Source organism: Chryseolinea sp. H1M3-3 (assembly GCF_029360725.1).
GTDB lineage: Bacteria > Bacteroidota > Bacteroidia > Cytophagales > Cyclobacteriaceae > Chryseolinea.
In genome coordinates this window covers 1221100-1239523 of record NZ_JARKMY010000001.1, presented here as the reverse complement: position 1 = coordinate 1239523, position 18424 = coordinate 1221100, and the positions used below count along the sequence as shown (strand labels likewise).

Sequence of the window (18424 nt, the reverse complement as noted above, 5' to 3'; positions counted from 1 at the left end):
AATTAATTCCATAATGTTGATTTTAACCTTAAATACCTATCTTTCTAAATGCCAGATTGATATTATGAAGACCTTTTTAGCCATTACCCTGATATTTTTTGTTACTGGCTGTAACCTAAACTCCAGGAAGAAAATGGAAGAATCCTCAGTTTTAGGTCCCATAACACTGGTGATCCATGGGGGTGCGGGCACAATAACCAGGGCCAACATGACCCCCGAAAAAGAAGAAGCTTATCATCGCCAGATGAAACAAGCGCTCGATCATGGTTATGACATTCTGGAAAATGGTGGCAAGAGCCTCGACGCTGTGGTGGCTGTCATCAAAATCCTGGAAGATTCACCTTTATTCAATGCAGGCAAAGGCGCAGTTTTTACTTATGATGGAAAAAATGAGTTGGATGCTTCTATTATGGATGGAAGTAATTTAGCGGCAGGCGCTGTTGCCGGCGTCTCTACTATCAAAAATCCAATTGTGGCAGCCTATACGGTGATGACGAAGTCAGAACATGTGTTGCTAGCGGGAAAGGGAGCGGAAGAATTCGCTGAAGAGCAGGGACTGGAGATTGTTCCCGCCTTGTATTTTTTTGACTCCACACGTTATCAGCAATGGTTAAAGTTAAAAGCTGGTGAGAAAAAAACTGATGGGATTTCTGATGAAAAGAAATTTGGAACGGTAGGCTGCGTAGCCTTGGATAAGTATGGAAATCTGGCAGCGGGCACCTCAACAGGAGGCATGACCAACAAAAAGTATGGACGCATCGGAGATTCGCCGATTATCGGCGCGGGAACGTACGCGAACAATCTAACGTGCGGGGTATCTGCAACTGGGTGGGGAGAATATTTTATACGACTAAGTGCGGCGCACGATGTACATGCGATGATGGCGTATGGTAATCTGTCCCTAAAGGAGGCAGCGGACTCGGTAATCCTTAAAAAGCTACCAAACCTGGGAGGTGACGGAGGCTTGATTGCTTTGGATCGTCAGGGCAATTTCGCAATGCCATTTTGTACAGAAGGAATGTATCGTGGATACATTGCAAAAAAAGGCCAAGCAAAAACTTTCATTTATAAAGAATGATATATTAAAATGACGCTGCAATGGCAACCCGATTTTGATAGCGTTTGATCCCGCCTTGTTGGTCAAACACTTCGAACCAAATCATATAGTAGCCAATATTTGCTTTCGTACCGTCATCACGATCGCCATCCCATCGATAAAAGCCAGAAGTGCCCAAAATATCATTGTTAGCGAGTTCCTTGATCAAGTGGCCTTGGGGACCTAGTATTTTTATGTTGGCTACATGTCCACCTTGTGGAAAGTTGTAATGGATTAAAGCAAAATTGAATTGACTAGCCATAGGGTTAAAAATTTCTGGCGTAACTTTAATGGCGTCCGCATTTAACGTGAGATCCGCGATTGCATTTGAATTCATGTAACCAGGTGTTGCATATCCAACAGAACCGCTGGCCGATTTCCAATTTTCTGTGCCAGCGATATCCTGCGTTGAAATTCGTTCAAGAGAAACTCCTTCGTCGTCTTTAAGAAAAATGGAATGCATTTCTTTGGTGTAGTTAAAATAGCTTATAACATTATCGACATTGTCTAACAGGACAACAGATCCCTCATCGTCATTTAGCGTTGGCAAATTTTGGATCAATATGAAATTCTTTTCTTGTCCGAGGATGTATTCACCCTTTAACACATTAGGATTTTCAGTAACCGCCAGAAATGCACCTGGTTTGAAAAGGAAATTTTCCGAAGGCAGAGATTGTTTGTCTTTTATCACACCGTCTTCCATCGTAGCAACTGACCAACCTTTAAGGTTGAGGTATTTTTTCGAGTTGTTAAAGATTTCAACAAAATCGACGCCGGTAGGCCTGGGGTTAAAAAGTATTTCATTAACTAAAACGTCGAGCGTGTCGGCTTGTTGAGGCAGTCCAAAGGCTGCGGAGGCATTATCTTTCTCAATGCCATTTCCCGTACAATCATAAATTTTTTCTAAAGAAATCGAATATGATTTTCCTGTTTCAATCTCCTGTGACAGTGTAATATAAAGGGAAGTGAGCGCAGCATTTGAAAATGAAATATTTTCAATGCCAATTGGGGGATCTATGATGGCTGTGATCGTGGGAGACAAAGGTTTCTGAAGCTTCTCATTAAAATGCAATTCGATGACAGATGCGGTAATGGGTATGGCTGCGGTCAGTGAAGGACCTGTGAGATCTGGGTTACTTGCAAATATTGAATTCTGAAAACCAGGCGTACCGCCTTGTTCATCCTCAGAAGCGCGCCAGTTTTTATGTTCGGCGCAGGTGTTATCCGGGTCGATGATTTCAATGGTATAACCACCCGCTCGTTTTTCTTCATCGTTGTACCACAAATCAGAATAGTTAATGGAATCAATAACGTTTTCTTTTTCGTCTTTAAGAATTAGCACATCCCGTGCGTTGTTGAGGTTGGGAAAGTTGTCAAGTTTCAGGATTTTTTCGCCATCTTGAAAAAGAACATTTTGGGAAGTGAGTATCACATATTCTCTCGGGAGTATAGTGAAGTCCGGTAAAATGGCAAACTCACTCTGGTCCGTTAACGTCCAATTTGCGAGGTTAAATGCGTTGCTGCTTCGGTTGTAGATTTCGACAAATTCCGACTCAGGTAGCCCAACCGATGGTGTGGGATCGGGAAAAATTTCAGTGATGATAACGTCTTTAGCCGCGGCCTGTTTGAGCAAGTGTAAGAACCGTTTTTCAACGGGCGCCATAACGTTCCCAGCGGTATCCTGGACACCTGAAATAATTAATACGGCATATTCGCTGTTGGGAAAATTTCTGGCAAAGGTCAGCATAATTTTATTTTCATCGTCTTTCATGGTCACCGATACAGGATTACCAACCTCATGGTCCACTATAAAATTTTCTGTTCTTATCGTCTTAGGATCAAGGCGCTCGGAAAAGATGAGGTTGATCTGCTGAGCAGAAACGACCTCAAATCTTGTTAACGTTGGACTAGTCGTATCCTGAACTGTCCCTCCCTGAACACGAAAATCATCAAAAGAAAATTTGTCAGATCTGGTGGCGGTATAAGAACAGACTATGCCGAAATACTTTGAATTCAGGATAGAATTATCATCAGAAATACCCTCGAGCTTATATTCGCCCGTTGTATCGACGCTCGTAAATAGTTGCCAGCCGCTTTCATCCCTAATTACTTTGAGCTTGAGCACGACGGTCGGAACATTAAGAACCTTGTCCTGCCCATCAATTATTTTTTCGTGCGACAAACCGTTTTGTTTGTACAAGCTTACGTCGTCATCACTTCCCCCGGCCATTACGTAATAGCCATTTAGCGGCTTGGTAAGATCTGGCTCACTAGCTACCAGGTAAACCCTTGTATAATTGCTTCCTGAGGGATTAAAATCCATTGCTAAATTTAATTCCCAAGAACCGAACCGCGCCACGCTACTTGACGTTGACAAGTAACCATGGCCGCCTTCTTGAGGAGCATGAAGATGCAAGCGCTGATCAACTATTTTGAATAGCGAATCGGTACCAGACCAGGGCGGTGATGACAAGAAATCATTGTCTGAAAAGTCCTCCAGGAACTGAGCGAACGCTTGTTGGCCTAGGAATAACAAGACAATTAGGAGAGAAATTTTAGCTGTAAACGTTTGCAGGTTGGAAAGCCAACATATTTGTTTCTTCTTTTTCATAGCACAACGGGAAAACATTATTTTTGCAATCCTTAAATATAAAAACAAAAATGAAACTAGCAGTCGTAGGAGCCACCGGATTGGTCGGCCAGGAGATCCTCAAAGTATTAGAGGAAAGAAGTTTTGCGTTTGACGAACTCTTTTTAGTTGCTTCACCGAAGTCTGTAGGCCAAAAAATAAAATTTAAGGGTAAAGAATATACCATTATTAGTATTGAAGATGGCTGCAAAGCCGGAGCTGATATCGCTATTTTTTCAGCTGGTGGGGGAACCTCGTTAGAGTGGGCTCCAAAATATGCAGAAGCTGGGACGATTGTTATTGACAATTCATCGGCGTGGCGTATGGATCCAACCAAGAAACTTATTGTGCCGGAAATAAACGGCCACGAGCTTACGATAGATGATCGGATCATTGCTAATCCAAATTGTTCTACTATTCAGATGGTGATGGCACTGGCTCCGTTGCACGTGAAATATAGAATCAAACGTATTGTTGTATCTACATATCAATCCGTTACGGGGACAGGTAAAGATGCTGTTCAGCAAATGATGGATGAGCGCAAAGGAATTAACGGACCGAAAGTTTATCCTCACCCAATCGACATGAACGCCTTACCGCATATTGATTCATTCCTCGACAATGGTTACACCAAAGAGGAAATGAAAATGGTAAATGAGACGCGGAAAATATTGGGAGATAATGCTATCGGTGTGACTTCCACGACGGTAAGAATACCATCGATAGGTGGTCACTCAGAGGCAGTGAATGTTGAATTCTATGAAGATTTCAATTTAAGTGAGATCCGTTCAATTCTCGCGACGTCACCTGGAGTTATTGTTCAGGACGATCCGAAAAATAACATCTACCCGATGCCGATTAACTCAAAAAATCGCGATGAGGTTTTTGTGGGCAGATTGCGTAGAGACGAGTCACAACCGAATACACTTAACATGTGGATTGTAGCCGATAATTTACGCAAAGGAGCCGCCACCAATGCAGTTCAAATTGCAGAATTCATGACTGAAAAGAGCCTGGTATATTAAGCCCAGATTTTCAATAATAAATGAAAGCCCGTAATCCTGCGGGCTTTTTTATTCGCTATCTAAATTAGGTATTGGATAAATGCGTAAATACCTAAAACGATCAGTGCGATTCCTGGAATTCGATTTAGCCAAGAATTTTGGGAGAACTGAGATATTACTCTTTTGGCCAGATACGCCAACATAATCAAGATTACGAAGGTACCCAGACAAACACCAACTAAATAGCTATGCAGTCTCAACGGTGTGGACAGGTCAATCCATTTTAAGCTGTTCAAATATGCTGTTGCACCGACCCAAAACGGAATTGCTAAAGGATTAAGAATACTCAGTATAATCCCTCTCATATAACCGCTCTCATTTAGTTTTGCTGAGAAGGCGGACGGTTTGGTAGAAGACCAAAGTGTTAGAATTCCAAGAACTGTCATAACAATCGCCGTGATAAGCTGCATATTGTCAACAATTACAGGCGACGAAGTGATCCATTCTGCAAACTCAACTGCAATCCAGGCATAGGGATATTCCATAACTGACGCTGCAATTGAAAATCGCCAGGCGATACCGATCTTCTTTTCAAGTCCTAACTGTACACAAGTTAAGTTAATCGTACCCGGCGGAATTGAGCCAATAAAGCTGAAAAAAAAGCCGAGCAAAAAATTTATTGTAGCAATCATGGTAACTGCGTGGCCACTTTAAATTTCCTATAATGCATCTTGGCCTCTTTAAAAGGTACATATGCTGCTCCCCTTTTTGCATTTGCGCGTGCTATTAAAAAAATATTTCGCCAGTGTTCCAGCAATACGCTGATCGCTTTCAAGAGAGAATAACCCGGGTGATAAATGTGCGCAGGTTCAGCGCCACACCCATTTAGCTCCAATACTTTAACATTGCCGTTATACAAATCATCCAACGATGCACAGCGTAAATCAAATCTACCGAAATAAAACCCGTCAATTTGTTTGCTCATTTCATCAAAGGTGTACGAAAGTTTTTCATTAATGAGATGACTGCCATCTAAAAATTTTGTGCCAAGACAATGGTTGCCAATGGAGGATAGTTCAAACGATTTGCCTTTGGGTATTATTTCGTGCAACTTTTTGGAGTACAATTTTTGCAATCTGCTCCATTGTAACTTGGCTCTATCTTTTTTTAAAATAAGTTCCTGCAGGGTCGATTGTCCGTCACCAGTAACGGAAAGCATTTCCTTCATTACTACTGAAGTCACCTTCCCATTTGAATGATATGGATAACGCAAATAGAATACGCCGAATTCTAACGGGAAGTCTACCAGTTGTTGAATAATAAAAGGATGCTTCATTTTCGATAGATAAGCATCTATTTCAGATTCGTTATTTATCCGTTGAACCATGAATCCACGTTCACCCAAATCAGGTTTGAAAATCACCGGAAACTGTAAACCATGTTTCGCCATTTTATCCATTACCTCCTGTTTCTTACAAGGCGTTTTTACGAGCGTCATAACCGGTATATATTGCGAAGGCACTTTGTTAAGGACATCAAATTTTGATTCGCCGAACATACCACCCATGACAATTCCAGGATTGGAAGCTGAGAAGAAGAAGAAAGATCTTGCTCTTAAAGACAACCAAAAAAAATAAATGAATACCGGAAGCTGAACAATTCCAAAGGGCCAGTATTCCCAACTCTTTAGGCGAATGAAGAAATTGCTTCGAGTAACGTCTTTATTAAAAAACATTCTCAGCGATAAATACTAGTTGGAGGTAGTCACAGAATTCTCTTTATATCGGATGGTTGATGCCGCAATACCAAAGTCAGGGGCGAGTTGAATATATGGTGCGATTTCTTTTATCCCAATTTTCATAATTGCCATATGATGAACAGCGTGTTCGATATTATAAACCAATTCACGAGTTGCCGTTGTGTCAATTGTAACGAAACTCTCATTTTTTAGGTCGTACCCCACTTCCAATTTAAGTGATTTATCACAGACGTTATTGACAAAGTCCGAGATCCGTTCAATAGTGGCTAGTGCTAAATATTTATCACTTTCAATAAGTTTGTCGTGCGCGCGTTTATCGTAATTAATTAAACCTTCGTCAAATCCGTGCTCGAAACACATGAAAAACTCGAGGGTGTGTCTTAGATGCTGTCCAATTGTCGAATGACTTAAGGTTTCCGCTGGTTTTACAAAATCATCTTCACGAATCTGCTCAACCAGGTAAGCAAGTTGAGATAGAATATTAGAACAGGCTTCTGTTAAATTCATAATTGGCATAATAAGCCCCAATTTAAGTTAATTGAAATCATTTATAAAAACTCATGTCCTTTCAGAACGGAGTTTGAACATTATCTAACAATATTATCCCAGTTATGATCAGCAGCATCTTTTAATTTTTTCTCATTCTTTTTCCAGTCCTCCAGCGTATTATTACCCCAAAAATTATAAAAAAGGTAAAGCCTCCCGTTCAAGATGGTAAATGTTTCTGGGTCAATTTTAACCTTTTCGCCTGTTTCTCCCATGGCGTAAGCACACCAGCCACCATAGGCAGGTTCATATTTTGCCGGATTTAATTTGAATTTGGCAAGGCTGTTGGCCGATGCAAATTGATAATCAATGTTGTTAAACGTGTATTTGAAATTTGACTTGCCCTTTAAAGGCGCGCCTTCGAAATAACTTACGGGGTCATATCCGTCGAGGGCCAAGTTTTGTTTTAGATTGAAATGTTTCTTTCGATTGTCGTCAGCTTGGCCAAAGGAGGCTCCTGCCGTAACAGCAAGAATCAACAAAGAGAGCATTATTTTCATAAGATGTCTTAAATTACGATACGAATTCAAAATTGGATCTTGTACCCGACTTAAAATGTCGGGGATTTTACATTTCGGTTTGCCGGGTGGTTGTGGTTGGATTTTAACGATTTATTTATGAGAAAGACATTCATTGTTCTGATCGGTATACTGTTTTTTCACAATGGGTTTTCACAATCAGATGATATCACTGAATCTGCGAATAATTTACTGAAGCTCCTGAGTGCTGACGTGAAAGAACAAATGCAATTAAAATTTGACGATAATGAGCGATTCAATTGGCACTATGTACCTAGATGGAGGAGCGGTGTTTCGTTACACGACCTAACACAACCCCAGCTTGATGCCGCCTTAAACTTGTTAAGGAACTCATTGAGTGTCCAGGGGTATAAAAAGGCTACCGATGTCATGACATTGGAAAACGTGCTTCGTGAGGTGGAAGGACGTGGCACTGACGACACTTATCGTGATCCAAAAAAATATTTTTTTACCATTTTCGGAACGCCCTCTAAAGAGAGTCCCTGGGGATGGCGGCTGGAGGGGCATCATATATCCCTCAATTTTTCGACGATCAATAATAAAATTCAGTCTTCAACACCTTCTTTCTTTGGGTCTAACCCAGCGACTATACCTTCCGGCAAGCGAAAGGGAGAACAAATTTTAAAAGAGGAATCTACGCTCGGCTTTTCTTTAATAAACTCTTTTTCAAGCACCCAACTGCAAACCGCAATAGTCTCGGCTTCGGCTTATTCAGATATTCTTTCGGAGAACAAACGAAAGGCGATGGCCTTAACACCAACCGGGATTTTGTATACGGCAATGAATGAGGAGCAAAAGAAAACGTTCATGGCCTTGTTGAATGTATATGTAAGGAATTACGAGTTGGGCTTTTCTGAAACCCTCATGAATAAAATCAAGGAAGCAGGAATCGAAAATTTAAGTTTTGCATGGGCCGGAAGCTTAAAGCCAGGAAAAGGTCACTACTACCGTATTCAAGGGCCGATGTTGCTTATTGAGTTTGATAACACTCAGAATAATGCCAACCATATCCACTCCGTTGTTCGTGACTTGACAAACGATTTTGCGGAGGATATTTTAAAGGAGCATTATGAGAAAGAGCACCCGAAAAACAAATGAGAAGTGCAATACAGGGTTGAACGCATCATTCATTTGACGAAGACCCAGGCGCTTGCTGTATACAAGTAATTTTCACCAGTTCCCCCACCATACAAACGCTTCCACCATCATAGGGCTCATAGTTTACCAACACCTTCATTCCATCTGTCTTAAACGATGATAACGGATCGTCTATGCTCATAACTGAATGCGGTGGCGGCCCACAGGTGATGAGGACTGCTGGTTCTAAGACAGTTCCATCATTCAATTCCAAGACATATCCACATCCATCGAGTCCGCTATAGTCACGGATTGTTGCGGGAGTAGAACATGTTTTAAAATCATCATGTTCAATCACTTCATCTTCAGCGCAACCGAAGGCAAGACAGGCAAGAAAAAAAGCTGCAATTAATTCTTTCATATCCAATGTTTCCCATTAGACACAAGGAGTTGAGCGGAAGTTGGAACCTACTCTTTTAACTGTCCACGGATCACGCGATCGTAGGTAATGAAATCTGTATTGATCGGTTCATAACCTTTCTGACGCAGCAACATTGCAATTTGTGCACGATGATAAGAGGAGTGATTAACCAGATGAATCATGATCGTTTCCACATTATTTGTATAAAGATCTTTGACGTAGTTTGTGTAGGTAAGTTCGCGATCGAAATTGTCGGTGCTCTCCACAAACTCTAACCATCTTGTTCCAGCATCTTCGGCCATCACAAGAAGCTGATCCAAAGAATAATTGCCCCACAACTTTACATCCGGAGGTGGTAGTCCTTTGATCCGATGAAGCCAAAGAAATTGGGCCGCCACAATATGTCCCATAAGTGTAAGAATCTTTTCATCAACCACATTCTGGCGTTTCAAACAATTTAAAACACGTTTGTTAGACCAAGCATTGTATTGATAAAGCTTAAGAAAATATTTTTTCATTGGTTGGCAAAGAAATGGGCTACAAATCTAAAATCATTTATGAAGCTTTTGTAACCAGTAAACACATTTTTAAAGGTGTTTTAGAGCGGCATGCTGATCCAGGATCCAGCCGGTTATGCTCAGTCGCGGACGTGTTGCCGGTAAGACTTCATGTTCAACCTGATCACTGCGAAAACAAATTAGCCTGCCTGCTGTGGGAAAAAAATCAACAGAGCCTTCTGGAAGAAACATGCGTAGCTGTCCTCCTTCATTTTCTAGCCAATCCTCGTTTAAATAACAGATGACAGAGAGTTTTCGATGGTCATCCCGGTTAAATTGATCCAAATGCCGCTTATAAAAACTGCCAGCAGGATAAACAGTCATGTGCACTTCAAAGTCCTTCAGGCTTAAAAAGAGATTTTCATTAAGAAACTGTATCAATTGCTCCAACCTGTTCAAGTATATTCTTAAAAAAGGATCCGCACTACTTTTGTCAACCCAATGGATATAATCGCCGCGAATTGATTCGTTAATATGATGACTTTGATTTTTGCCGATACCCGCCTTTTTAAAATGATCAAGTCCTGATTTGAATTCTTTTAAACCAAGAATATTTTTTACTTCTTCATCACTTAAGAAATGATCCACCACCGCATAGCCATTTTCCGCCAAACCATTTGCAATGTTTTCAAATATGGAATTCAAAATGAGTCTAATTATGTTCGCACGGCAAATAAACTATCAGAACGTTACATGTAACAAATTTGTCAATAGAAAGTCTTTACTTACAATATTATGAAAGAAAACAAATCAATGGATAGATGTTCTTGTGTTAAAAGATTCTTGCTGCGGAACGCCTATTTATTAGTTCTCGTGGTGCTTTTGTTTACGGGGTGTCAACGGCCAAAGGAAGATATCGTATTGCGACAAATTAAAGATATTGTTATAGACGCGACTACAGACCCCATGCTAAAGGCAAATGCAATTTTTTACAACCCAAATTCCATGCGGGGAAAACTGAAACGAATCAACGTTGATATTTTTGTAAACGGAAAAAAGGCTGCCTCGGTAAACCAGCAGCTTAAAACCGTCATTCCAGCTAATGATGAATTTTCGGTTCCATTGGAAGTAAAACTTGCGATAAAGGAACTTGGCTTTATGGATACACTTTTAGGAATGATTGGAGGGAAAAAATTTGAAGTCGTGTATGAAGGTTCTCTAAAACTCAGTTATCACGGTTTTCCAATCAGCGTACCCGTTCGGTATAAGGATGAAATCAGAGTAAGATTCTAGCTTTGGCGCTGATATCTTTATGGCTTTATTATAAGCTATTTTCATTCCAAAAAGGCTGGTCGAAAAGCATATCGCGATTGCTACACCAATCCCGACAATCAATAATATGACCTTTTTGTTTATCATGACTCTCAATAGACTAGAAATGTAAACCAAAGGTTGTAAGGCAATAAAGAAATTTTTTTCCCGCCCGCATTACTTCGTATCTGAAACAGGTGGACTTAAGATCAAGCGATTTTAAAATTATGAACCTGAATCAATTATGAACCTGAATCGTACCGCTTTTTAGTTTAAAAGCTTGTCGAAAGTATTGGTTGCTACAAAGTGATAATTTGGTCGCGCCTTTCTGTAAATACCCTTAGCCCGTTTTTTTCCTTCCGGTGTTTTGATCAGCTCTTGGTATAAAGGATTCAAAAATTTGCGTCGGCCTGTATGAATAAGGAAATGTTCCAATGTTGCGTCCGCAGGCGTGTAATCATACCGGATAGCGTTTGTTAGCCAAACAGTTAGTATTTCTGCATTTCCGGATGACGTGAAGTGACCAAAATTATCCAATATTTCCATTTGTGACCTGGCGAGCGAATCGGGCAGATTTTTTAAGAAATGTAACCATTCATGCGTACTCCAGGTGGAAGTTTGCTGCGGATCCAATTTTCCTGAGGCTTTCCATTGTTGCAAAAACGCATTAACTTTTTCAAAGCGCGTTGAAACTGGTTGGGGACAGTCAGCGGGTAACCCTTCCGTGTAAATCCAGGCCTTGAGAAAATTGTCTTCTATAGAAATAGAGTACTTCGTCTGGTAATAATTCTTTAAGTAAGCCGTAAAGCCTTCGGTATCCATGGCTTTGAATGCATTTTCATTAAAATAATCCTTGATAAAACGATCAAACTTTTCGCGACCATGTTTTTCTTCAATGGATCGTAGAAAAAAATAACCTTTGTTGTAAGCAATGTCTGTAACACCTTCGTCAGGATTTCTTCCTTTCAAATTCAGTTTCAGTTTAGTGTCAGCATAGTTGTCATGGGTTTTCAAATCTTCGATGGTTTCATCCAGGCTTTGACGGGCAAGCAGCGCTAACATCTCGGAATAATCTTTACCATAAAGTTTTTCCATTATCCGATGCTCGAAGTACACAGTAAATCCTTCATTAAGCCAAAAGTCTTCCCAAGTTGCATTTGTCACCAAATTCCCCGACCAGCTATGGGCAAGTTCATGTGCAATAAGAGAGGTGAGTGACCGGTCACCAGCCAATATGGTAGGCGTTGCAAAAGTGATCCGTGGATTTTCCATTCCGCCGAAGGGAAAACTCGGTGGTAATACGATCACATCATATTGATCCCAACGGTATTTACCATAAAGTTCTTCTGCCCCGCTTATCATTTTTTCAAGATCTGCAAATTCCCACGCGGCTGTGTCAACAATCGAGGGCTCGGCGTAAACACCACTGCGTGAACTAATATCCTGGTAGTTAATTTCGCCAACGGCGAGCGCCAGTAAATAACTAGGGATGGGTTGCGTCATTCTGAACTGGTAAACTCCAGTATGATTTATTGTTTTTGGATTAGAGGCACTCATCAATGCCAACAAGTTTGAAGGCACGGTCACTTCTGAGTCGTAAGTAAATCGTACGCTCGGCGAATCCTGACAAGGAACCCAACTTCTTGCTAAAATGGCTTGAGACTGCGTAAAAAGAAACGGATTCTTCTTTCCTGCTGTTTGTTGAGGTGAAAGCCATTGCAACGCTTCCGCATCCGGACTGGTTTTATAGAAAATAGAAACTGTTTTTGTATCACGCTCGATGCCGACAGCTAAAGCCTGACCAAATGTAGGAACCGCATCGGTCAATTTGTAGGTTGCAACCTGGTCATTGTCCAGGAGAACCTTTTCAATGGAAAGATCCTTTGTATCAAAGATAATCTCTTTCGCATCTCCAGCAGCAGCGATTTGCCAGGTAGCTGTTGCCGTGATTGTTTTAGAAGAAAAATCAATTGTAGCTACCCAATGAAGATGCGTTACCCGGGCTTCGCTTGGTTTAGAAAATGAATGAGAATCTTGTATCATGTTTGGTTGTTCTTTCATGGTTTTGGGCTCGCACCCAACGGCAAGTAAAAATAAAGTAAAAAAATACGGTATGGATTTCATAGGCAATGCAATTTGGAAGAAGGTATATTATCGGAACGAATTTAATCATTAACCGGACTGAATTCTACATGCTAATGGGCCGATCGCTTTTGATCCTGCTGTTAGGCTTCCCGTTACACCTTCAATGAAAAGCCTGAGATTCCGCGATGTCAGGGAAAGGGATAAGAAAAGCGAATAACGACTCAGTTTATCTAAGAGCTAAAGACTATTTCTTGCTTCAACACTTTGGTTCCATTCGTAGACTTTGTCGGAAATTTCACTGAGGAGGTTTGGTTTTTTTTCCAGCGCGTTGCCGATAACGATCATATCCGCGCCAGCTTCCAGCGCGTTTAGCGCTTTTTGACTTGTATTAATTCCGCCCCCAACAATTAACGGTACGTTTACTGCTTTTCTCACAGAAGCGATCATACGCACGCTGATTTCTTTATCAGCACCGCTACCCGCATCTAGATAAATGGATTGAAGGCCGAGCATTTCGCCAGCCATAGCCGTGCATGCTGCCAGTGAATATTTATCGTCCGGGATTGGCGTTGTATTACTGATGTAAGCAACTGAAGTTATAGGCCCGGAGTTGATTAAAATATAACCTGTAGGAATTATTTCAAGTTTGGTATTTTTCAGAATGGGAGCAGCAATAACATGTTGCCCTATAAGTAATTCAGGATTTCTTCCCGAAATTAAGGACAAAAAAAGTAACGCATCGGCTGATGGCTCTACTTGCATAAAATTACCTGGGAACAATACCACTGGTATTTTCACATTATCCTTTATTTGCTTTACAACTTGGCCTAGATTTGTTGTCGTAATCAGACTTCCCCCCACGAAAAAAAAATCGATACAATTTTCCGCAGCCAAATTGATGAGCGGAACTAAGCGTGAAGCATCTTCTACTTTGTCTGGATCTACCAATACAGCGATGGATTTTTTTCCTTCGCGGTGGCGCTCTCGTAATGTTTTAAGAACGCTCATTCGGTGTTACGGCTTCCTTGTCAAAATGTGTTTGTAAAAAGGCAGATAATTTATCTTTTGCCAGATCCAGTAAAAAAACTGTTGCTTGTGCAGCCAACGCCGAACCAATTTGTGACATGATTGTAGGCTCTGACGGTGCAACAGCTGCCATCTCCTGGTCATCACCTCTTTCATCAACAAGTTTAACCTTTTTGACTTTCGGACGGATTTTAGATTTGGATTTGGCCTTCGACTTTGAAAGTTTTCTAACAATAAAATAAGTAACAGCCAGTGTTCCGCCAATGACTAAGGCGTTGGTAATAAATTTTTCGGTATTGTGTGAAAGTAACTTCACTTCATCCTCAAGTTCTTTTTTATGCATTGCTGTTTTTCGTAGCAAGAGGTTTTTAGCATCATCAGATTCCAGCAGTTCCATACTTACTCTTTCTCTTTCTTTTTTTTCATGCTATGAACTAAATAATCCTGCAGCTTTTCCGTGATCGCGCCTCTGAAAGCAAGTAGTAACAATCCTAGCAAAAGGTAAAAACCTGCAACAACGGCAAACCCGCCAAATGCCCCAATAGATTTTGCTATCAGATGAGCAATAGCTACGCTGATCAAAATTATAAATAAACTAAACACGGCGCCCATTAGCATAAACAGCGCGACCTTCGAAAGGCCTTTAGCGATCTCTTCTCGTATCTCCATCTTCGTGAGCTCAATACGAGCCTCCACGTAGCCGGTAAGATTTTCGATCAGGCTATCTAATTTTAAAAATTTGAGAATTGAATCTTTAAGCACCAGTTTGCAACTTATAATGCAATATAGATAGAAGTTTGAAAAAAGCCGAGGATTAGGGCGTTTCGAAATGGATCAATTGCTCTACCACCTTTACTTTTTCTTGCGGCGATGCGATCTCATGGCGTAAATAAACTTTATAAGGTGCGCTAACATAATATCTATGCACGATTGAATCGTTGGGATGTGTGTAGCGAAGGCGACAAACGTAAACTGAATCAAACATAATGTCTGCGGCCCGATAGGAGGGAAGAATTGTTTCTATGCACGATTGGAATTTGCCGTTTTCATTTTCGCCATCCCAGCAAAAGCCCGGTCCATTAAATAAAAACATCTGCTTCCCAATAAACAGAATATTGTTTTTTATAGAAACAGGATAAATAGTGTTTGGCATTGTATTTATATGGCTCGACTCATCATCAAATTTACTAAACTCGCCTGCTTGCGTTCTCGTGTTGATTTTAGCAATCATTCTATATCGCGATTTCACATTTTCTGAATTCGTTTGCTCATACAGGAGATTCATCGTTTGAACAGAATCCTTGTTTAGGTAGATAAGAGAAAAGGGTACAAAGAAAAAAGTCGTCAGCAAATAAACCAGCCCGGCGAGTCGGTATTTTAACGTTAATATACCCATACCGTTAGCCAGCTTTATTGGCAGCATTCGTAACATCGGCATTGGGAAAAAAATAAGCACACCAAAAAAGTTGAACAGGAAATGCACAATGGCAATGCTCAGTGCACTTGTTGAATTTGAATTTAAAAGAGCAGCGAGGAATGCCGTAATGGTTGTGCCGACATTTGCTCCCATGATGAAGGGAGCAGCAAGTTTTAACTTAATAACTTTTTTCGCTACGAGAGGCACTACAACAGAGGTTGTGATGGTACTTGACCGGATTGCTGCAGTAGTCAAGAGGCCCCACATAAATGATTTCAACAAGCCGTTAAAAAAGAAACGACTTATAACTTCTGGCGACCGTACTTTCAGTAAATCGGAAATTAACTTTCTAAAGATCAGAATCGAAACGAAGAGCAACCCTAAGGCAATTACCGAAAGAACCAGTGCACTGGGTATATGTTCGAGCAAAAAAGTAATGATTGGGCCAAACCCAAACCAGAAATGCGTAATTCGATTTTCAATAGGCTCGACGGCGGGTGTATAAAATAAGTGCGAAATGTGTTCAGAAAGGGAGGACAGAAATCCATAATAATATTCCAGTGGGAATAAAATGATAACGGTAAGAATGTTAAAAAAATCGTGATAGGTTCCTGCTGCTACCGCTCTTTTGAATTCCTTCTTTTTATTAATAAACCCAAGCGCTACAATGGTGCTGGTAATTGTCGTTCCAACATTCGCTCCCATAATGATCGGGATAGCACTTTGCAACGTAATGGAACCGGAAGCTACAAGGGCCACGACCAACGACGTTGTAGTTGAACTGCTTTGCAGCATCGCCGTTAGAAGCAAACCTATAAACAGGCCGGTAAATGGATTGGCGGTCGCTAATAGAATAGTCTCTGAAACATTTTTTCCAGTATGCTGCAATGAGGAAGTCATCAGATCCAATGCGAATAGAAAAAGAAGGAACGCTCCAAAAATGTAAAATCCGATTCGGATGTTACTCCGTGACTTCAAAGTTGTTTCGATAGGTTGATGGGATTCCACTTTATTGTTTGGCTAATCACTACGGTGTTTCGTGGAATTTCTTCACTGCAAATTGATTTGCTTGATACACGCACTAAAATATTTGCACCAAACATTAAATCAGGTGCATGATTGGTTATTTTTGGACGACACAAAATTAATTTTTAAACCCATACACATGGTAAAAACTGTTGTTTATTCCGACAAAGCTCCTGAACCGATTGGGCCCTATAGTCAGGCAATTCAGGCCGGCGGGCTACTTTTTGTTAGTGGACAAATAGCTATTGAGAAGTCCTCCGGGAATATTATTACGTCTGATATAGAGGCTGAAACAGCGCAAGTCATGGTCAACTTGAATGAAATTTTGAAAGCGGCGGGACTGGATTTTAGTAACGTGGTTAAGACAACCATTTTCCTGAAAGACATGAATAATTTTCCAAAGGTGAATGGAGTTTATGGGAAATCGTTTCAATCAGTCCCACCCGCGCGCGAGACTGTGGAAGTTAGCCGCTTGCCTAAAGACGTGAATGTCGAAATTTCCTGCATTGCAGTGATGTGATTAATTTACTACCTGAAGTAAGCGAGACACTGGTTGTTACCCTGGAATGGGATGAGGTATTGCGACGGCTGTCCGAAGTTACGGCTAATAGATTGGCAGAAGTCGGAAGAACGCCAAAAATACTGGCTGGTTGGGTGCAAGATGATCGGTTTCAGTTAATCATCCGCCAACGGCGGCTAAACAGCTTTATGCCAATGGTAGAAGGTAAAATCGACCCAACCTCATCCGGCTGCCTAATCTTTTTTCGCTATCGTCTTATGCCAATGACGCGAATGTATCTTGTGCTTTGGACTATCATTGCAGTTTTATCAGGCGTGTTTTTAACTATCTACTTCAATAATATCTTCATAGGCTTCGCTTCGTTAGGAATTATTGCGCTAATTCATGGAATCGCCTGGGCGAATTTCCGGATCCATCAAAGGCCGCTTCGAGAAATAATTTTCAAAGTTTTGAGCTAAAAACTGGCGCCTTGTACCGTTTGCAAGGGCAAGCTCCATTGCACGAGCTTGAGAGTAAGTGAGATTTTCTACAAGAAGAAATAACTGCCAATCATCAGCGTTGGAAGTAAAACTGTTAGAATAAACCTTACTAAGGTGGTCCTGAAAAGCGAAATTGAAACTCTTTACAACTTCCCGTATAGAATCGGTCCATTTGCTAGAGTATAGAATGTATAGTCTGGCCATGAATGAAAAATCAAGCAGCCAGCCTTCTGCTTTCAAGTACCCGGGGCGGGAGTTGAACCCGCACAGATATTACTATCCACAGGATTTTACCCCGATAACTATCGGGGCCTGCGTGTCTACCGATGGCCTCTAAGTATCGCGATGATTTTCAAAACGATCTTTTAATTTAATTATCATTTCTGGGTACTTGGCAAGATTTTGAATATACACGCTGCTCTTCATTTTCTTAATGTGACGTTCTATTGCACGCGCTTGAGAGTAAGTGAGATTTTCTATAAGAAGAAATAACTGCCAATCATCAGCGTTGGAAGTAAAGCTGACAGGATAAACTTTATTGATGTGACCCTGAAAGCGAAATTGAAACTCCTTGCAACTTCCCGTATAAAACCGGGTCCAATTTGGTAGAGTAGAGAATGTATACACTAGCCATGACGAAAATCAAGCAGCCAGTTCTGCTTTCAAGTACCCGGGGCGGGAGTTGAACCCGCACAGATATTACTATCCACAGGATTTACCCCGATGGCTATCGGGGCCAGCGTGTCTACAGGTGGTCTCTAGGTACCGCGATGATTATCAAAACGATCTTTTAATTTAATTATCATTTCTGGGTACTTGGCAAGATTTTGAATATACCCGTTGCTCTTCATTTTCTTAATGTGACGTTCCATTGCACGAGCTTGAGAGTAAGTGAGATTTTCTACAAGAAGAAATAACTGCCAATCATCAGCGTTGGAAGTAAAACTGTTAGAATAAACCTTATTAAGGTGGTCCTGAAAGCGAAATTGAAA

Annotated in this window: 19 protein-coding genes; 5 read left to right on the top strand and 14 right to left on the bottom strand. The window is 40.9% G+C overall.

Annotated features, from left to right (window positions below; all coding sequences use genetic code 11):
• Positions 1 to 64: 64 nt before the first annotated feature.
• A complete protein-coding gene (locus P2W71_RS05340) occupies positions 65 to 1078 on the top strand; it encodes an isoaspartyl peptidase/L-asparaginase (protein ID WP_276368046.1) in 1014 nt (337 codons plus the stop codon).
• Between the two features lie 4 nt (positions 1079 to 1082).
• Here P2W71_RS05340 and P2W71_RS05335 read toward each other — a convergent pair whose 3' ends face one another.
• Entirely contained in the window at positions 1083 to 3707 is a 2625-nt protein-coding gene (locus P2W71_RS05335) for a lamin tail domain-containing protein (protein WP_276368043.1), read from the bottom strand.
• Between the two features lie 50 nt (positions 3708 to 3757).
• Between P2W71_RS05335 and P2W71_RS05330 the strand changes: the two genes are divergently transcribed.
• On the top strand, positions 3758 to 4750 hold the full coding sequence (locus P2W71_RS05330; protein WP_276368041.1) for an aspartate-semialdehyde dehydrogenase: 993 nt from the start codon (positions 3758 to 3760) through the stop codon (positions 4748 to 4750).
• 59 nt (positions 4751 to 4809) lie between these two features.
• Here the strand turns inward: P2W71_RS05330 and P2W71_RS05325 are convergent, their stop codons facing one another.
• The 4 genes from P2W71_RS05325 to P2W71_RS05310 form a co-directional block, all read right to left on the bottom strand.
• Complete coding sequence (locus tag P2W71_RS05325) at positions 4810 to 5421, bottom strand: LysE family transporter (protein WP_276368038.1); 612 nt, start codon at positions 5419 to 5421, stop codon at positions 4810 to 4812.
• Positions 5418 to 6464, bottom strand: coding sequence for a hypothetical protein (locus P2W71_RS05320; RefSeq protein WP_276368035.1), 1047 nt, complete (start codon positions 6462 to 6464; stop codon positions 5418 to 5420). Before P2W71_RS05320 ends, P2W71_RS05325 begins: the two co-directional genes overlap by 4 nt.
• Positions 6465 to 6479: 15 nt before the next feature.
• Complete coding sequence (locus P2W71_RS05315) at positions 6480 to 6995, bottom strand: DinB family protein (protein ID WP_276368031.1); 516 nt, start codon at positions 6993 to 6995, stop codon at positions 6480 to 6482.
• Positions 6996 to 7075: 80 nt separating this feature from the next.
• Positions 7076 to 7534, bottom strand: a complete 459-nt coding sequence (locus tag P2W71_RS05310) for a YHS domain-containing (seleno)protein (protein ID WP_276368029.1) — start codon at positions 7532 to 7534, stop codon at positions 7076 to 7078.
• A gap of 117 nt (positions 7535 to 7651) precedes the next feature.
• Here P2W71_RS05310 and P2W71_RS05305 point away from each other — a divergent pair, with 117 nt between their 5' ends.
• Positions 7652 to 8671, top strand: coding sequence for a DUF3500 domain-containing protein (locus tag P2W71_RS05305; RefSeq protein ID WP_276368026.1), 1020 nt, complete (start codon positions 7652 to 7654; stop codon positions 8669 to 8671).
• A gap of 25 nt (positions 8672 to 8696) precedes the next feature.
• On the opposite strand, the gene P2W71_RS05300 is transcribed toward P2W71_RS05305, so the two are convergent.
• From P2W71_RS05300 to P2W71_RS05290, 3 genes are all read right to left on the bottom strand, one after another.
• A complete protein-coding gene (locus P2W71_RS05300; protein ID WP_276368020.1) occupies positions 8697 to 9071 on the bottom strand; it encodes a hypothetical protein in 375 nt (124 codons plus the stop codon).
• A gap of 47 nt (positions 9072 to 9118) precedes the next feature.
• A complete protein-coding gene (locus P2W71_RS05295; RefSeq protein ID WP_276368017.1) occupies positions 9119 to 9589 on the bottom strand; it encodes a DinB family protein in 471 nt (156 codons plus the stop codon).
• A 69-nt stretch (positions 9590 to 9658) separates the two neighbouring features.
• The gene (locus P2W71_RS05290; protein ID WP_276368014.1) at positions 9659 to 10273 is read right to left on the bottom strand and encodes a 2OG-Fe(II) oxygenase; all 615 of its coding nucleotides are present in this window, start codon (positions 10271 to 10273) and stop codon (positions 9659 to 9661) included.
• A gap of 90 nt (positions 10274 to 10363) precedes the next feature.
• On the opposite strand from P2W71_RS05290, the gene P2W71_RS05285 reads away from it, so the two are divergent.
• The gene (locus P2W71_RS05285; RefSeq protein WP_276368012.1) at positions 10364 to 10861 is read left to right on the top strand and encodes an LEA type 2 family protein; all 498 of its coding nucleotides are present in this window, start codon (positions 10364 to 10366) and stop codon (positions 10859 to 10861) included.
• 285 nt (positions 10862 to 11146) lie between these two features.
• On the opposite strand, the gene P2W71_RS05280 is transcribed toward P2W71_RS05285, so the two are convergent.
• The 5 genes from P2W71_RS05280 to P2W71_RS05260 all read right to left on the bottom strand — a co-directional run bounded on the left by P2W71_RS05280 (position 11147) and on the right by P2W71_RS05260 (position 16385).
• Positions 11147 to 13003 carry a M1 family metallopeptidase gene (locus P2W71_RS05280; RefSeq protein ID WP_276368010.1) on the bottom strand — a complete coding sequence of 619 codons (1857 nt, stop codon included), beginning with the start codon at positions 13001 to 13003 and terminating at the stop codon, positions 11147 to 11149.
• Between the two features lie 198 nt (positions 13004 to 13201).
• Positions 13202 to 13972: a geranylgeranylglyceryl/heptaprenylglyceryl phosphate synthase gene (locus tag P2W71_RS05275; RefSeq protein WP_276368007.1), complete on the bottom strand. Its 771-nt coding sequence runs from the start codon at positions 13970 to 13972 to the stop codon at positions 13202 to 13204.
• On the bottom strand, positions 13959 to 14387 hold the full coding sequence (locus P2W71_RS05270) for a hypothetical protein (protein WP_276368004.1): 429 nt from the start codon (positions 14385 to 14387) through the stop codon (positions 13959 to 13961). The genes P2W71_RS05275 and P2W71_RS05270 overlap by 14 nt, the downstream gene beginning before the upstream one ends.
• A gap of 2 nt (positions 14388 to 14389) precedes the next feature.
• Positions 14390 to 14752: a phage holin family protein gene (locus P2W71_RS05265; protein ID WP_276368001.1), complete on the bottom strand. Its 363-nt coding sequence runs from the start codon at positions 14750 to 14752 to the stop codon at positions 14390 to 14392.
• Positions 14753 to 14804: 52 nt separating this feature from the next.
• Positions 14805 to 16385 carry a Na/Pi symporter gene (locus P2W71_RS05260; protein WP_276367996.1) on the bottom strand — a complete coding sequence of 527 codons (1581 nt, stop codon included), beginning with the start codon at positions 16383 to 16385 and terminating at the stop codon, positions 14805 to 14807.
• Positions 16386 to 16572: 187 nt separating this feature from the next.
• Between P2W71_RS05260 and P2W71_RS05255 the strand changes: the two genes are divergently transcribed.
• Positions 16573 to 16953, top strand: coding sequence for a RidA family protein (locus tag P2W71_RS05255; protein ID WP_276367993.1), 381 nt, complete (start codon positions 16573 to 16575; stop codon positions 16951 to 16953).
• 377 nt (positions 16954 to 17330) lie between these two features.
• Here the strand turns inward: P2W71_RS05255 and P2W71_RS05250 are convergent, their stop codons facing one another.
• Positions 17331 to 17636 (bottom strand): hypothetical protein, encoded by a 306-nt coding sequence (locus P2W71_RS05250; protein WP_276367990.1) that lies wholly within the window; start codon positions 17634 to 17636, stop codon positions 17331 to 17333.
• Between the last annotated feature and the right edge of the window lie 788 nt (positions 17637 to 18424).

Coding starts and splice junctions, on each gene's coding strand:
- P2W71_RS05310 (WP_276368029.1), bottom strand. CDS start 7,534: ATGAAAATAATGCTCTCTTTGTTGATTCTTGCTGTTACGGCAGGAGCC.
- P2W71_RS05320 (WP_276368035.1), bottom strand. CDS start 6,464: ATGTTTTTTAATAAAGACGTTACTCGAAGCAATTTCTTCATTCGCCTA.
- P2W71_RS05285 (WP_276368012.1), top strand. CDS start 10,364: ATGAAAGAAAACAAATCAATGGATAGATGTTCTTGTGTTAAAAGATTC.
- P2W71_RS05325 (WP_276368038.1), bottom strand. CDS start 5,421: ATGATTGCTACAATAAATTTTTTGCTCGGCTTTTTTTTCAGCTTTATT.
- P2W71_RS05270 (WP_276368004.1), bottom strand. CDS start 14,387: ATGGAACTGCTGGAATCTGATGATGCTAAAAACCTCTTGCTACGAAAA.
- P2W71_RS05295 (WP_276368017.1), bottom strand. CDS start 9,589: ATGAAAAAATATTTTCTTAAGCTTTATCAATACAATGCTTGGTCTAAC.
- P2W71_RS05335 (WP_276368043.1), bottom strand. CDS start 3,707: ATGAAAAAGAAGAAACAAATATGTTGGCTTTCCAACCTGCAAACGTTT.
- P2W71_RS05305 (WP_276368026.1), top strand. CDS start 7,652: ATGAGAAAGACATTCATTGTTCTGATCGGTATACTGTTTTTTCACAAT.
- P2W71_RS05250 (WP_276367990.1), bottom strand. CDS start 17,636: ATGGCCAGACTATACATTCTATACTCTAGCAAATGGACCGATTCTATA.
- P2W71_RS05280 (WP_276368010.1), bottom strand. CDS start 13,003: ATGAAATCCATACCGTATTTTTTTACTTTATTTTTACTTGCCGTTGGG.
- P2W71_RS05255 (WP_276367993.1), top strand. CDS start 16,573: ATGGTAAAAACTGTTGTTTATTCCGACAAAGCTCCTGAACCGATTGGG.
- P2W71_RS05330 (WP_276368041.1), top strand. CDS start 3,758: ATGAAACTAGCAGTCGTAGGAGCCACCGGATTGGTCGGCCAGGAGATC.
- P2W71_RS05340 (WP_276368046.1), top strand. CDS start 65: ATGAAGACCTTTTTAGCCATTACCCTGATATTTTTTGTTACTGGCTGT.
- P2W71_RS05300 (WP_276368020.1), bottom strand. CDS start 9,071: ATGAAAGAATTAATTGCAGCTTTTTTTCTTGCCTGTCTTGCCTTCGGT.
- P2W71_RS05315 (WP_276368031.1), bottom strand. CDS start 6,995: ATGAATTTAACAGAAGCCTGTTCTAATATTCTATCTCAACTTGCTTAC.
- P2W71_RS05275 (WP_276368007.1), bottom strand. CDS start 13,972: ATGAGCGTTCTTAAAACATTACGAGAGCGCCACCGCGAAGGAAAAAAA.